This is a genomic window from Vibrio sp. 1CM8B, from assembly GCF_023161685.1.
GTDB lineage: Bacteria > Pseudomonadota > Gammaproteobacteria > Enterobacterales > Vibrionaceae > Vibrio > Vibrio coralliirubri.
This window is the reverse complement of sequence record NZ_JALNTU010000010.1, coordinates 36032-50582: the sequence shown is the minus strand read 5'-3', so window position 1 is coordinate 50582 and position 14551 is coordinate 36032. Positions and strand designations below refer to the sequence as shown.

At 44.8% G+C, this 14551-nt stretch carries 14 protein-coding genes; 7 read left to right on the top strand and 7 right to left on the bottom strand.

Annotated elements, in window-relative coordinates:
• Positions 1-108 precede the first annotated feature (108 nt).
• Entirely contained in the window at positions 109-708 is a 600-nt protein-coding gene (locus MSG36_RS17795; RefSeq protein ID WP_016798109.1) for a LysE family translocator, read from the bottom strand.
• 122 nt (positions 709-830) lie between these two features.
• On the opposite strand from MSG36_RS17795, the gene MSG36_RS17790 reads away from it, so the two are divergent.
• A complete protein-coding gene (locus MSG36_RS17790; RefSeq protein ID WP_248369094.1) occupies positions 831-1316 on the top strand; it encodes an Lrp/AsnC family transcriptional regulator in 486 nt (161 codons plus the stop codon).
• A gap of 99 nt (positions 1317-1415) precedes the next feature.
• Here MSG36_RS17790 and MSG36_RS17785 read toward each other — a convergent pair whose 3' ends face one another.
• Positions 1416-2786, bottom strand: coding sequence for an L-serine ammonia-lyase (locus tag MSG36_RS17785; protein WP_248369091.1), 1371 nt, complete (start codon positions 2784-2786; stop codon positions 1416-1418).
• Positions 2787-2812: 26 nt separating this feature from the next.
• Positions 2813-4354: a sodium/solute symporter gene (locus tag MSG36_RS17780; RefSeq protein ID WP_050634745.1), complete on the bottom strand. Its 1542-nt coding sequence runs from the start codon at positions 4352-4354 to the stop codon at positions 2813-2815.
• A gap of 348 nt (positions 4355-4702) precedes the next feature.
• Here MSG36_RS17780 and MSG36_RS17775 point away from each other — a divergent pair, with 348 nt between their 5' ends.
• The 4 genes from MSG36_RS17775 to MSG36_RS17760 all read left to right on the top strand — a co-directional run bounded on the left by MSG36_RS17775 (position 4703) and on the right by MSG36_RS17760 (position 9707).
• Complete coding sequence (locus MSG36_RS17775; RefSeq protein ID WP_061039340.1) at positions 4703-6007, top strand: MFS transporter; 1305 nt, start codon at positions 4703-4705, stop codon at positions 6005-6007.
• Between the two features lie 125 nt (positions 6008-6132).
• Positions 6133-7149 carry a nuclear transport factor 2 family protein gene (locus tag MSG36_RS17770; RefSeq protein ID WP_017065254.1) on the top strand — a complete coding sequence of 339 codons (1017 nt, stop codon included), beginning with the start codon at positions 6133-6135 and terminating at the stop codon, positions 7147-7149.
• 248 nt (positions 7150-7397) lie between these two features.
• The gene (locus MSG36_RS17765) at positions 7398-8483 is read left to right on the top strand and encodes a porin (RefSeq protein ID WP_061039339.1); all 1086 of its coding nucleotides are present in this window, start codon (positions 7398-7400) and stop codon (positions 8481-8483) included.
• Between the two features lie 198 nt (positions 8484-8681).
• Positions 8682-9707 carry a LacI family DNA-binding transcriptional regulator gene (locus MSG36_RS17760; RefSeq protein ID WP_017104146.1) on the top strand — a complete coding sequence of 342 codons (1026 nt, stop codon included), beginning with the start codon at positions 8682-8684 and terminating at the stop codon, positions 9705-9707.
• A gap of 68 nt (positions 9708-9775) precedes the next feature.
• On the opposite strand, the gene MSG36_RS17755 is transcribed toward MSG36_RS17760, so the two are convergent.
• Complete coding sequence (locus tag MSG36_RS17755; RefSeq protein WP_248369089.1) at positions 9776-11278, bottom strand: arylsulfatase; 1503 nt, start codon at positions 11276-11278, stop codon at positions 9776-9778.
• Between the two features lie 9 nt (positions 11279-11287).
• On the bottom strand, positions 11288-11677 hold the full coding sequence (locus MSG36_RS17750) for a DUF4345 domain-containing protein (protein ID WP_050622079.1): 390 nt from the start codon (positions 11675-11677) through the stop codon (positions 11288-11290).
• 139 nt (positions 11678-11816) lie between these two features.
• Here MSG36_RS17750 and MSG36_RS17745 point away from each other — a divergent pair, with 139 nt between their 5' ends.
• Positions 11817-12587, top strand: coding sequence for a DUF481 domain-containing protein (locus MSG36_RS17745; RefSeq protein WP_248369088.1), 771 nt, complete (start codon positions 11817-11819; stop codon positions 12585-12587).
• Positions 12588-12952: 365 nt separating this feature from the next.
• Positions 12953-13513: a hypothetical protein gene (locus tag MSG36_RS17740; protein WP_248369086.1), complete on the top strand. Its 561-nt coding sequence runs from the start codon at positions 12953-12955 to the stop codon at positions 13511-13513.
• A 62-nt stretch (positions 13514-13575) separates the two neighbouring features.
• Here the strand turns inward: MSG36_RS17740 and MSG36_RS17735 are convergent, their stop codons facing one another.
• Together MSG36_RS17735 and MSG36_RS17730 are read right to left on the bottom strand one after the other, a co-directional pair.
• Complete coding sequence (locus MSG36_RS17735; protein WP_048616730.1) at positions 13576-13977, bottom strand: globin; 402 nt, start codon at positions 13975-13977, stop codon at positions 13576-13578.
• 170 nt (positions 13978-14147) lie between these two features.
• Entirely contained in the window at positions 14148-14528 is a 381-nt protein-coding gene (locus MSG36_RS17730) for a VOC family protein (RefSeq protein ID WP_248369084.1), read from the bottom strand.
• Between the last annotated feature and the right edge of the window lie 23 nt (positions 14529-14551).

Below are 14551 nucleotides of genomic sequence, written 5' to 3'. Positions count from 1 at the left end.
AACTCAAGTTCCTTAAATATTTGTTAACTTAATTCTTTACTGTTAACGACTTAGTCGACATTTAGACGCCACTCCTATGGATTTAGGAGTGGTTTTTTTCTTTGTGATTTACGCCGGTTGATAAAGCATAAAGGCAACCACCATCGCTAAGCTTCCGCCCAAGCAACGGTTCACAAACATCATCTGTTTTGGTGATTGCAGCAACTTTTTAAGCATGGTGCCGCAATACGCCCACACCAACATGCACGGTACACCGGTAATCACCATACCCGCGATAATGGTCACTACTTGAATCAAGTAATCTGCGTTCGGAGTAATGAACTGTGAAAACACGGTTAATGACGCTATCCAACCTTTAGGGTTTAACACCTGCACCAACACACCAGACATAAAACCTGAACGATTGTCGGTCGTGCTCTCTTCGATTTGCATATTCGCAATCGACCACGCCATGAACAGCAAATAAGCCGCACCCGCGTATTTCAAAATATTGTATAGCTCTGGGTAAAGGGTAAATAGGCTCACCAAACCGACACTAGAACCCGCCAATACGATGATGATGCCAACAGCGTTCCCAGAGATAAAAGGTAAAGTCGCAGCAAATCCATAACGACTTGAAATCCCAAGTAATGCGATATTGCCTGCCCCAGGGGTAATTGCAATTGATGTTGAAAATAGCAAGAACGCCAGCATTAATTGAGAGCTCATTTCCTCTCACTCCTAATAAGTAAAGTATTGATAGGGAGAGAGTTTACAGATTCGACTAGGAATTAAATTGCTATATAGGCTAATATTAATCCAAATTTGAGCAAGACTTTTCTAAAATAGCCATGAAACAGAAAGAATCCACCAAAGAGGTGTTAGATGACACAGATATCGCCATCTTAGAGCATATCCAGAAAGACGGACGCATGAGCAACAGCAAGCTCGCAGAGAAGGTCAACCTCAGCGAAACCCCATGCTGGCGTCGTTGGAAACGCATGGAAGAAACTGGCTATATCGATGGTTACGCCGCTAAGCTGAATCGTAAGAAATTAGGCTTTCATGTGGCTGGTTTTACTCTTGTGACTTTAGGCAACCATGAAGTAGAAAACACAGAACCGTTCGAAGAGTTTGTCGCGGTAACCGATTGGATTCCTATGTGTCACTGCATTGCAGGCGGCGCCGATTACATGGTGCAAGTGTTGGCGAAAGATTTGGAAGAGTACTTTGAGCGTATTAGCTCGATCAGAAGAGTCAAAGGCGTGAGTGCGATTCAGTCGAACATCTCAGTAAAAGAGTTGAAAAACAGTTATCGATTACCGCTTTCAGATTAGCTCCCTAAAACACATCAAACAAAAAGCCCAGCCGCGATAGATTTCTAAAGTCTAAGGCTCTGGGCTTAACGTTACTATTTACTGGGTTAACTGGCTTAGCTATTCACAAGGGTGAGCCAAATGGATCAAGGCTAAACCACCGAGTGATGTTTCACGATATTTCTTGTTCATATCTTTACCCGTTTGATACATGGTCGCAATGACCTTATCTAACGAGATTAAAGATTTACTATTACGCTTCAAAGCCATGCGTGATGCGTTGATGGCTTTCATCGCGCCCATCGCATTTCGCTCGATACACGGCACTTGAACCAAGCCGCCAATTGGGTCACAGGTCATACCCAACGAGTGTTCCATCGCGATTTCCGCCGCAATACAGATCTGCTCATTGCTGCCACCGCGTAGTGCCGTTAATCCCGCAGCCGCCATAGAAGACGACACCCCTACTTCACCTTGGCACCCAACTTCCGCACCAGAGATTGAAGCGTTGGTTTTGTACAGAATACCAATCGCACCTGATACCGCTAAGAAATCTTTTAACTGCTTGGTATCCAACTCTTTAATGAAGCGATGGTAATACATCAATACGGCAGGAATAACGCCCGCTGCACCATTGGTTGGAGATGTGACAACTTGGCCACCTGCCGCATTTTCTTCGCTAACCGCAAACGCAAACAAGTTAATCCAATCCATGATTTCCATTGGGTCGTTTTCAACCGCCGCGTTCGCTTCTAACTTTTTCAGTAGGTTAGGCGCACGACGAGTTACGTTCAAACCACCATCAAGAATGCCTTCGGTTTCAAATCCGCGTTCCATACAACGACTCATCACTCGCCAGATTTGATCCGCTTTCTCTGAAATAATGTCAGCGCCTTCGAACTCCGCTTCATTTTTTAGAATCATGCCACCGAGGCTCATCCCACTATTATCGGCTTGTTGCAGCATTTCATCGGCGTTTTTGAATGGAAACGGGACTTCTACTGTTTGGGTTTGAGTGCCATTTTGCAGTTCGTCAGCAGTTGCGATAAAACCGCCGCCAATCGAATAATAAGTTTCATCGACAATCACGTTGCCACTCTGGTCGAACGCAGTAATCATCATGCCATTTTCATGCAGAGGCAGATTGTCTTTGTGGAACAACATGTCGGTTTCGTAGTTGAAGGCAATGTGCTTGGTGCCCGCTAAATCCATCTCACCACTGTCTACGGCATGACGCATTGCTTGGTTTGCGCTGGTGATTTTGATGGTGTCTGGCTTATTGCCGAGTAGCCCCAATATTGTAGCTCTGTCGGTGTGGTGACCTATGCCAGTCAATGACAAAGAACCGTATAAATCCACCTGAACACGCGTCACTTCAGCGATTTTATCAGCGATTAATTGTGTGAAATGGAAACCCGCAATCATTGGGCCGTTGGTGTGAGAGCTCGATGGCCCAACACCAATTTTGTAGATATCAAAGATCGATAACATAGATATACCAGTAAAGAATCGGTCAATTAAGAAAGAGCGGCATAAAGCCAATCAGGGATAACAGTACAAGCAGCAATCGTCACAACAGCGAACACCAACAAGCCGTAATGACTCGCGGTAGGCTTTGCAAACAAATGCTTTTGCTTGGCTATAAATTCATTTTGTTGCTCGGTTACCTCTCCCCAGAAGCGGCTCACAACAACACCTAACACTAAGAAAACCACAGTGCCAATCAAGGCAAACCAAGGCCAAGCTATTCCGCTGTATTTCGCAATGAATACGACGGCCACACTGCCAATACTGCCCGCAATTACCCCTTTCTCGTTTGCTTGTTTGAAGAACAAACCCAAGATAAAAGAGCCAAGGCGAATACCGACAAAAATAGAGGTTAGGCTCGCAATCGTTTTAAGCACTGATTCATTAGAAACAGCCAGTAATGCAGGCACAACAACCGACGCTGCAGCAACAAGGCTCATTTTTCTAGCAACCGATTCATAGTGCGCGTCAGAGGCTTTCTTGCGGAAAAATCGCTTATAGAAGTCGAACGTTGCGACCGTCGCCATTGAGTTATAGGTGGAATCCAGTGTCGACATGGCCGCTGCCGAAAGTGCTGAGATCACCAAACCAACAATGATTGGGTTGGTATGGTTAAACACAAAATCGAGAATCACTTCGTTGCTGTTTTCAAAACTGCTGTCTTGATAAAAGACACTTAGCAGCACCCCCATCACAGCAAAGAACAGATAAACAAAGAATGCGCCGTAGCCACAAAGCAACATCGATTTTTGCGCTGTTTTAACGCACTTAGTCGCCAAAGTTCTTTGAATAATCAGCTGGTTAGTGCCATACACACTCAGGTGCAAGAAGCTCACAGCCACGACGCCGGCCCACAATGTAGTATCGACGCCTAAGTCAAAATCGAGGTTGATGATATTCAAATGTTCAGGAGACAACACCTCGCCCGCATCGATCTTCATCAGCAATAAAACAAAGATCGCAATGCTGCCAATAATCAACACTGCTGACTGAAGCATGTCAGTCCAGATTACTGTCGAGATACCGCCCGCATAGGTATACAACGCGGTAAATACGCTGATGTAGATGATCGCCTCAGAGATACTCACTGGCAGCACTTGCACCAAGATCAGGGCTACCGCATACAGAATAACCCCTGCAGAAATACACTGAACCACAATGAACACGATGGAATTGATCGTGCGAGCAACAACGCCAAAGCGGTGCTCTAGGTATTCGTAAATCGAGGTTAGGCCGAGCTTGTAAAACACCGGAACAAAGAAAAGCACAGTGAAAAAGATCACTATTGGATAGTTCAAATGTACGCTCATCGCTTCCATACCTGAGCTATAAACCCAGCCCGGCATGCCAACGAACGTCATTGCGCTGATGTAGGTTGCAAGAATCGACACACCTGCCGTAAACCAACCAAACTGTTTTCCACCAGTCGAAAAGTCGCCACCGACGCTATAGCGCCTATTAACTAAGTAGCTGATAAACAAAGTAGTTAGTACATAAAGAGCAATAACCACAAAACTTGAGTACGTAACCATTTTTAGATTCCGTTTATTGTATGTCGCAAATCATTCGCCGCCAATAGTACTCAAAAATGGATATTTTCCCTCAAAAACCCACAGTAAGTGTGACTATTATCACTAAGATAGACGATTAAACACTCAAATCGCCCCACAAAGCACAAAAACGCGATCAAATGAGATCTAGATCACCAAAATACACAAAATGGGTACGCACTCATTTTAAAATTGACTTTGATCACGGATCTAATAACCACAAAAATTCTATTATCTCTCCCGAATTGAAGACGGTGTGATGAAGCTAAATAATCAACACACAATAATTAAAACCAAAACCACCCTATATAAAATAAAGGTTTATCGGTCATGACCATTAAAAAACACATGAGCGAAGTTCCTATGATTCAAAGGGTAGCCGCATATCTAGCAATTCTAGTAGGTTACTTTTTTTATTGTTATAACTTTGTAATTATTGACTACGTACGCCCATACATTGTGGAAGAATATGCTGGTATTAGCCTTTCTGATACCGCTCAGTTCTACACTTGGCAGTCGGTTGGTGCTCTGATTGGTGCACTGAGCTGTGCATGGTTCGCAACCAAGTTCGGCAAGAAGTCCACACTAGTAGCAATTACGGCACTAAACGGTGGTGCAACCATCATCAACATGATGTTTACCGACTACGCCACTTGGGCCGCAATGCGTTTCATCATTGGACTGTCTTTAGGTGGTTACTTCACTGTAGCTGTATCTTTGATGATTGGCCTATTTACACCAACGGTTCGCGGTAAGTTGACTGCTTTTGCTTCTTCAATGTTCTCTGTTGCTTTAGTGGCAATGGGCGCTTACGCAGCCTTCATCACAAGTGTTGATGCACCTTGGCAGAGCCTAATGTGGGTAGGTGGTATTCCACCGCTTGTAGCAGCAGCGTTAATGATCTTTGTATTACCAAGCGACAAAACAGTGATCGCCTACGGTGAAGAAGAACAACAAACAACAACCAATGCCGCTGGGGAAGTAACCGAAGCTAAAAAAGGTTCTTGGGGTGAGATGTTAAGCAAGCCTTACCGCAAAATTACGATTACTTGTTTACTTCTTTCTGGTCTTAACTTCTACGGATTCCAATTCTTCGGTGGCTTTGTAACTACCTACCTGAAAGATGTTCGTATGTTTGATGGTGCAACCATCGGTTTGATCTTCTCTATCTCAGCATTTGGTTCACTCTTCGGTGCTTGGTTCTGGGGATGGGCGGCAGATAAGTACGGTCGTAAGATCAACGCGTTCGGTTTCATCCTCGCAGGTATCATGGTTTCTATCTTCTTTGTCGCACCTGGTGACATGATGATTGGCGGCCTAAACATGCTGGCTCTTCTAGGTCTTATCTACAACTTCGGCCTGTCTGCTTCTGCAGTATGGGGCGGTTACTTCTCTGAATTGTTCCCAGCACGCTTGCGTAGCTATGGTGCAGCTTTATTCCATGGCGGTCGTATTATCGGCATGTGGGCACCAATGGTTCTTATCTTCATCCAAGAGCGTACCGACCTACAAACAGCAATGTGGGGCTCACCAATCGTATGGATTATCGCCGGCCTACTATGGCTAACACTGCCTGAAACTCTTAAAGGTGGCGTCTTCGATAAGAGCAAAAAAGCTGAAGCAGCAAAAGCTTAATTCGACACTCATACGCTGAAGTTCAAATACGAAAAATTTAAAGCCGGCTGATAAATCAGCCGGTAACAAAATCCAAATCGAGTCCTGTTCCGAATGTTGACTCGACAACACAAAGAGAAATTATTATGTCTAAATATCAAGAAGCTAAACGCATTGTTCGTGAATACTTCGATGCAATGGAAAACGCAACTCACGAGAACGTTGCTGAAGTTTTAAAAGCACACACTTCTGAAGATTACTTGTGGCGCGGTGTTTACCCATTCCGTGAGCAAGAAGGCGCACAAGCAGCAGCTGACGTATTCTGGGCACCAATGATGAAGTCAATGACTCGCATGCAGCGTCGTCAAGACATCTTCATCGGTGGTAACAACGAAGTTAACCCAGATGAGATTTGGGTAATGAGCATGGGTCACTTCATGGGCCTATTCGACGCTGAATACCTAGGCATGCGCCCTACTGGCAAGATCATGAACGTACGCTACGCAGAATTTAACTGTGTTGTTGATGGCAAAATCACTAAGACAGGCCTGTTCCTAGACCTTCTAGGCATGATGGATCAAGCGGGTTGCTACCCACTTCCACCATCAACTGGTAAGCACTTCGTATACCCTGGCCCACGTAACCACGATGGTCTGCTATTCGAAGACGCGGCTCCAGAAGAAGGCGTTGCGACACTTGCTCTAGTAAACAAAATGGTTGATGACCTGTCTGCTCTTAACGACAGCGGCGCGATGGGTTGCCCACCAGAAGTACTAGCGAAGAGCTGGTCAAAAGACATGATTTGGTACGGTCCATGTGGTATCGGCGCGTCTTACACAATTCCTCGCTACCAACAACAGCACCAACTTCCTTTCCGTAACAACCTGAAAGACAAGAAGTTCAACGGCCACGTTTGTCGTTTCGCTGAAGGCAACTTCTCTTGTTTCTTCGGTTGGCCAAACCTATCAAACACACCAACAGGTGGCTTCCTAGGTATGACTGGCGGTGAAGTACGTGCAAACATGCAAGTGGTTGACGTTTACTACCGTGACGGTGACAAACTATCTGAAAACTGGGTTCTTATCGACCTTCCTTACTGGCTACAGCAGCAAGGTCTAGATGTGTTCGAACGCACTTCAAGCATCATGAACCCAACGCTGTAATCGATACGCTTTAATCCAAAAGATTGAAACGAAATAGTGGCAACCTAAATAGACATCTGATTTAGGTTGCCACGCTTACTGGGGGCCCCTTCTCGCTCCTAGTAAGTGCTCCAACCAATTCATTATTGCTCCACTAATAACTAAATCTACTAGTGCCTCATGGATGGGGTACACCCTGCCAAACCATTACCAATATAACGGGCTTGAAAGCACGGTGGCTTTCTACGGCCTGAATAAAGAGAATTACAATGAAAAAGTCGATTCTTTCAGCAGTGATCCTGACAGCACTTACCTCAGGCTCTGCTTTTGCTGCACACACTTTTACCAATGACGCGGGCGATAGCCTTACTTTAGACGGTCGTTTCGACGTTCGTTACCAAGATAAGGGCGGCGACCACAACGGTGAGTGGAACAGCGGTAGCTCTCGTTTCGGCCTTAAAGGTCAAATGGGACTCGATAACGGCTGGACTGGCTTTGGCCATGCTGAATGGGGTTACAACTCAGGTGCTAACGGCGACAATATTTACGACCGACTTCTATACGCAGGCGTAGAGCACGACAAATACGGCAAGATCGCAGCAGGTACTAAGCAATGGTCTACTTTTTATGACGTAGCATGGTACACCGACTTAGGTCGTGTCTTCGGTACTCGCGGCTCAGGTGTTTACAACCTTTCTGACTGGGGTATTGCATCTGGTACAGGTCGAGCAGAAAACTCCATTACTTACCGTAACTCGATCAACGACCAAGTAAGCTACGGCTTCACTTACCAAACAACACGTGAAGAAGTGGCACTAGCGAGTAATGCGACAGCTTCATTGAAAAACGGTATGGGCGCGTCAATCACTTACAAACCGGTTGATGGTGTAACACTTGGTGCAGCTTACCACCAAAATGAAATTGCAGACCTAGACTCAGGTGTGGTTGGCGTAGAAAATGGCGACAACATGCGCATCATGCTATTGGGTGCGAACTACAGCAACGGTGGCTTCTACGCAGGTGCCACTTTCCATGTTGGCGAAAACTGGGAAGCAGTAAGCCAAGGCGGTACGGATGTAATGTTCGATACCCTAGGTGGTGAAATCTACACTTACTACCACTTCGACAATGGCCTACGCCCTACGTTGAACTACAACTACATGGAAGATCGTGATGACGAGACAGATGGCTATGAGCGTAACTTGCTTATCCCTGGTGTTGAATACCACTTCCAGAAGAACAAATTCCTAGTTTGGACTGAGTACCAATTCGACCTAGGTAAAGATCAGTTCGTTGGCGGTAAATTCGAAAACAGAGACGACCAATTCGCTGCAGGTATTCGTTACTACTTCTAACACCCAGTTAGTCGATTAATAAATTCTCTAAACAAAGCTCTGCTCTTAACGCAGAGCTTTTTTGGGTCATACCCAGAATAATATTCAACACTCTCTATCAACCCTTATTTTTCATCCAGTCATGGCATATTGTATTTTTGAGTACGTACCTAATTATGTTACTCTATGCACAATCAATTTGGTTCAAAAGTATGGTCTATGAACTCTCCAAAACACTCCACGGTGTCAAAGCCAACCGTCACATCTAAAGATGTCGCTAAACTTGCTGGCGTTTCTCAATCAACTGTATCTCGTGTATTTGTCCCGGGCAGTTCAGTGTCTGAAAAGACCAAGCAAAAAGTGTTCGATGCAGCAAAATCGTTGAATTATCGTCCCAATGCCTTTGCCCGCAGTCTGACGACAAATGAATCCAAATTGATTGGCTTAGTTTTCCCAGATGCCGACTACCCTATCCACATGAAAACTCTGCAGCTTATCTCTACTGAACTACAAAAACAGGGTTACTCTGCGGTATTGATTCCTTGGCAAGTTGATGGAAACGACAACCACTCGATTCCTAATATCTTCCAATACCGAGTTGATGGCGTAATTGCTGCTTCGGCGACCTTTAATAAGTCGCTTTATGAAGAGTGTGAAGAGTTCAACATCCCCATTGTTCAGTATGCTCGTGTAGTTGAGGGGACTAAGAGTAGCCATGTAATAAGTGACAACTACGCCGCTGGCCAAGTCGCCGCTCAGCATTTACATAGCGTAGGAACAAAGTCAGCGGTTTACCTGACAGGTAACGTGCCAACCTACACCAACGGCGAGCGTGAATCGGGCTTTTGCTCAGAATTCGAAGATCTAACAGGCAAGCAAGCTCGTGTTATTGAAGCTGACTATGACTACCTTGATGCTCTAGATACCATTCGGACTCTGTTTTCAGAACCCACACATCCTCAAGCGATTTTCTGTGCGACAGATAACCTCGCGATGGCGGTAATGGATGTGGCGCGCTTAGAATTCAACCTGCGTATTCCAGAAGATCTTCAAGTGATTGGTTTTGATGATATCCCACAGACTCAATGGTTGAACTACCAACTTACTACCTTCAAGCAAGATTTCAGACGCCTTGCACGTGAATCAGTGAAAATTGTCGTTAGCCAGATTCAAGAGCAAGACACGAGCTTGGTTAAGCTGATGGTGCCAGTGAAGTTCATTGAACGAAACACGACACTAAAATAGAACCAACGTTAAGACGCATTCAAATAAAAATCCCGCTCAGTGTGAGCGGGATTTTTTATGATATTCAACTAGTTACCTACACCCCCGGTCTTCTCTGCCGGAGAATCAGGCGTCACTGGAGGCCACTCTTGGAAGGTTGCTAGATGTTGTTGGACTGCAGCTTGTGCAGGACCAAATGCCCACATTTTTTGCCCCATCCACTTCAAGTACATGCCCGACTCTTCCGCCGCTCTCTCGTATGGGTCACGGCGTAAGTTAAACAGTAATGGTGCATTTAACGCTTCTTTAGGACCACTCCAACCGTGATTTTGCACGATGAAGTGCGCCTTCCAATCACCAACACGAACCGCTTGCAGCTGATCTCGTTCGTAGTAGTAGATCTCTTTACGGTTTGATTCGCCTTTCTCAGTCAGCATATCCACTTGGTTGTAGCCATCAAGGTGCGCTTTAAAGCCATCGTGACCTTTCAGCAGTTTGTCTTTTAGATCCGTTGGACCACCAGCCGCAGCGACCAGAGTGGGTAACCAATCCATACCATCAAAGATGCCATTGCCTACAGTACCCGCTGGGATTTTACCCGGCCAGCTAACCAGTGCAGGGGCTCTTACGCCACCTTCCCAAGTTGTGCCTTTCTCACCGTGATAAGGTGTCATACCACCATCAGGCCAAGTCATGATCTCTGGGCCGTTATCGGCAGTGAAAATGATGATGGTATTGTCGGCAATACCGAGCTCTTCCATTTTCGCCATCATCTCACCGACGTGATCATCAAGATCTTTCATGACCACTTCTTGAAGCCCCCAACCATTTTGGCCGAGCATCGCTTCGTATTCAGGTGACAGGTGCGTCCAAACGTGACCACGTGATGGACAGTACCAAGTGAAGAAGGGCTTATCCGCTTCAACCGCCCTTTCGATGAAGTTGATCGCGTGTTTATTCACTTCGTCATCGAGGGTACGCATACGCTCGATCGACAATGCACCATCGTCTTCGATCGTTTGACCACCTTTACCGTCTGATCTTGCGTAAATAACATTACGAGGTGCAAAGGCATCCAAAGAGCCATCTTTTGGCCAATCTGGATCTTCTGTGTATTCCATTGCATTCAAGTGATACAACCAACCCCAATACTCATCAAAACCGTGCATTGTCGGTAGGAATTCATCTCGGTCACCGAGGTGGTTTTTGCCAAACTGACCCGTAACATAACCCATGGTTTTAAGGATTTCAGGAAGCGTTGGTGTGTCAGCACTTAAACCAACTGGGCCACCTGGCAATCCAACAGAGTGCATGCCTGTTCGCACAGGAAGTTGACCCGTTAAAAATGCAGAACGACCCGCCGTACAAGAAGGTTGAGCGTAATAATCTGTCAGTAGCATGCCCTTTTCAGCAATACTATCAATGTTCGGTGTTTCACTACTCATCACACCATTGTGATAAGCACTCAGGTTTGAGATCCCAATATCATCCGTGAAGATAACAAAAATATTCGGTTGCTCTTGTGCTGACCATGCCGATAGCGAAAAGCTACTCAACACACTCATCACAACAAGGTGGAAAATCCTTTTCATAGAATGTCCTTATACTGTTTCAGATTGCTCTTTGTGAACCATTTTTATTCCTACCAAACCAAAGCCAAGCTCCAATAGTAGATAGACGACAAGTAGCCAGTGAGGCATGCCATCTATCAACAAGCTAATGACTCGACCGGCAGCCAAACCCAACATGAAGACCACCAAACTGTAGAGTGCTGGCAATCGGTATTTCTTTAGTAACGCCCCTGCTATCCAAAACAGAGCCAACGCTAAGTACAACCCCATTACGGCACGAAAGATATGAGTGACATTGATAGGGCTAGCATCAATTCCGAAAAGATAATCAAGGGAGACAACGGGGGCATAACCGTACGACAACGCAATCGGTGTTAACCCCAAAACAGCGACGAACAAAAAAATGCTTTGTGGCTTCATATCCTTACTCTTTTAATTTGGCTCTTTTCAAAAAACATAGTCTACAATCAGCAATATACAAGTTGCATATGTGAAAAATGGATAGTTAAAACATACATTCACATTCGTACTATTTCACATCGAAGATAAGGATATCAATATGGCTAAATGGCGTTACCTACTCGCATCAGCATTGGCTGCAAGTTCAACCGTAAATGCTCAGGAAGCAAGTGCACAAGCGGATACAAAAAAGTGGCAACATAGCTTCGAGATTTACGCGCTTGCACTCAATATCCGTGGAGACAGCACCATTGGTGGCTTGTCAGCAGATGTCGATGTTGATCCTGCATTCATCATGGATCACCTTGATATGACCGCAATGGTGCGTTTAGAGGGTATCTATGACAATCAGTGGGGCTATTACATTGACTACAGCTTCATGAAGTTAAGCGGAAAAACAAACTCAGTGTTAGGTAGCAACCTAGAGGTATTGAGGGGCAACCTTGATATCCGACAAGGTGTTTTAGATGTGAAGGGGTTTAAGCGCTACCAGTACGATTTTGGCACGATTGATTATCTGTTTGGGCTTCGTTGGTGGGATAACGACATAGATGCCAAGCTTTACACTTCAGTTGGCGACTTAAATAGAAGTAAATCATTAGATGAAGATTGGATAGATTACCAAATAGGTGTGAGATGGATAACGCAGATCAATAAGGATTGGAAGTTTCACGCAACTATTGATGCAGGGCTTGGTAATGACACCAACTTTACCTCATCTCTCTTAACTGGACTTAGATACCAGATAAACAGTTGGTCTGACTTAAATGTTGCCTACAAATCGACCTGGGTTGATTACGAAAACAAGGGCACCTTTGAATACGATACTGCATCGCAAGGGTTCCTGATTGGTTGGGCTGCTCACTTTTAATCCAATTATCGTAACGTGTTAGAACCTGGGCCAACCCAATATTGCTCATTTGGATTTAATTTCTATTAAAACGTAAGCCTCAAATGATTCATACCTCTGGTGGTGCTCTCTATTGCCAGAGGTTTTTCTTCGTGAAACATGCACCGCCCTCCCTCAAAGAAAATCCATAAAATCATAGAGTAACACCTGAACATCGTTCATTTAATCTATCTAAAAAGTTGTAATTTTAGATCATGGAAATACAGGTTTATATCTTGAGATATTTAATCTTCATTTAATCCTTCCCGCCCCATTCGAACAGTGTTTTTTATTTTGAGAATATCGCTAGAATCCTCTCCCGAAATTTACAAACCAGAGTGGAAACAATGAAAAAATTAACCTTAGCAGCTCTTACGATTGCCTCAGTTACCGGCATCGCATCAACTTCAGCTTTTGCATCAAATGAAATGTACGCACTAGGCGGTTTCGGGATGGATGATAGCGATGTCGGTGGTCAATTCACATTTGGTAGCCAAGTCATGCAAAGCAACTGGTATGTTGAATCAACGTTGCTTGTTATCAGCACTGATGAAAAAGATCTTAAAACAGAGCAAGAGTTCGATTCTTTAATGCTTTCATTAACACCTATGTATAAGCACAGCTTCAGCGAAAACTTCGCTGTTTATGGTAAGGCGGGCGCTTTTTACGCACACTCAGATACCAAATTGGTGTTCCTATCTAGCGATAATAATGAAGTCCGCAAAGGGTCCCATGGTGATCTTGGCTTAACTTACGGTATCGGCGCAGAATATAAGTCACTAGAACCCGTTTTCGGCCACTCCAAGTTTGTGACTCGAGCTGGATTTGATTGGTATGAGTTCGGAGGAAGTACTGGTTGGTATACCACTGAGTCGGCACTAAGTATCCAAGCAGGCTTTACCTTTTAATTGAGTAGAAAAAATGAGTAAGCCTCTCGTTAGACGAGGCTTACTTCGTTACACATTTTGATTCAGACTACGCACTCTTTCTTCATGATAGTTAAGCCAGCTTCAAGAGTTTCTGTCCAAGCTTGTTCAACGCTTTCATCATAGTGAGGATCGTATTTTTTAACTGTATTGAGTAACGAATTGAACCACTCATTGAGTTCTTGCTCAGAGATATCCATTCCTAAATCTTTATGTCGCTTCCCAAGCTTTTTCACCGAGTTTCGTACGCTCGGTAGACCAGCAGAGTTATAGATAAGAATGATCGAGGCTTTAAGCATCTTGGTTTGCTGCTCTAACCCTATCTTTTCAAAACGTTCTGAAAACCTTGGGTTATGCTCGCAAAAATCCGCCAAAAACGTTTCGAGAAATTCTTGGTCAATCCGGCAGCGCTCAAAGCTTTCATAAAACAGTTCATTCGGTTTCATTTAGCCAGTCCTTTGCAAAATTTTGAGTCTTCGGGAAGCTAACAAGTTCAGAGCCGCGACTTCGCCAACTCTGAACCATCAACATGATCTAAGTATACGCCACTGTGGCATAAAATGAACGATGGCATAAGGCGAACTGTGGCATAACGTATACTATGACATAAAGCGAACTATGGCATAAAGTGAGTTGCACAGATCTTGTTTCCATCAGGATCTCGCAAATAAGCCATGTACAAACGACGCTCATCAGAACCTCTCGCTCCGGGACCGTTTTCAATACTGGTACCGCCATTCTCGACGCCAATCCGATGCCACTCATCTACAACTTCAGGAGAAGAGGCAAGAAAACCCACCGTCATGCCATTGCCGTGAGTCGCAGGCTGACCATCAATCGGCTTCGTTAAACCCAACACACCCGTTTGGCTAACGTAAACACAGCGCCCTTTGGGATCCACAGAGCCTTCGCTATAACCAAGCACCTTCATGATTGGGTCATAAAAAACCTTCGCCCGTTCAATATCTTCAGTACCGAGAAAAACATGGCTGAACATAACTAACCTCTTCTTTTATTGAA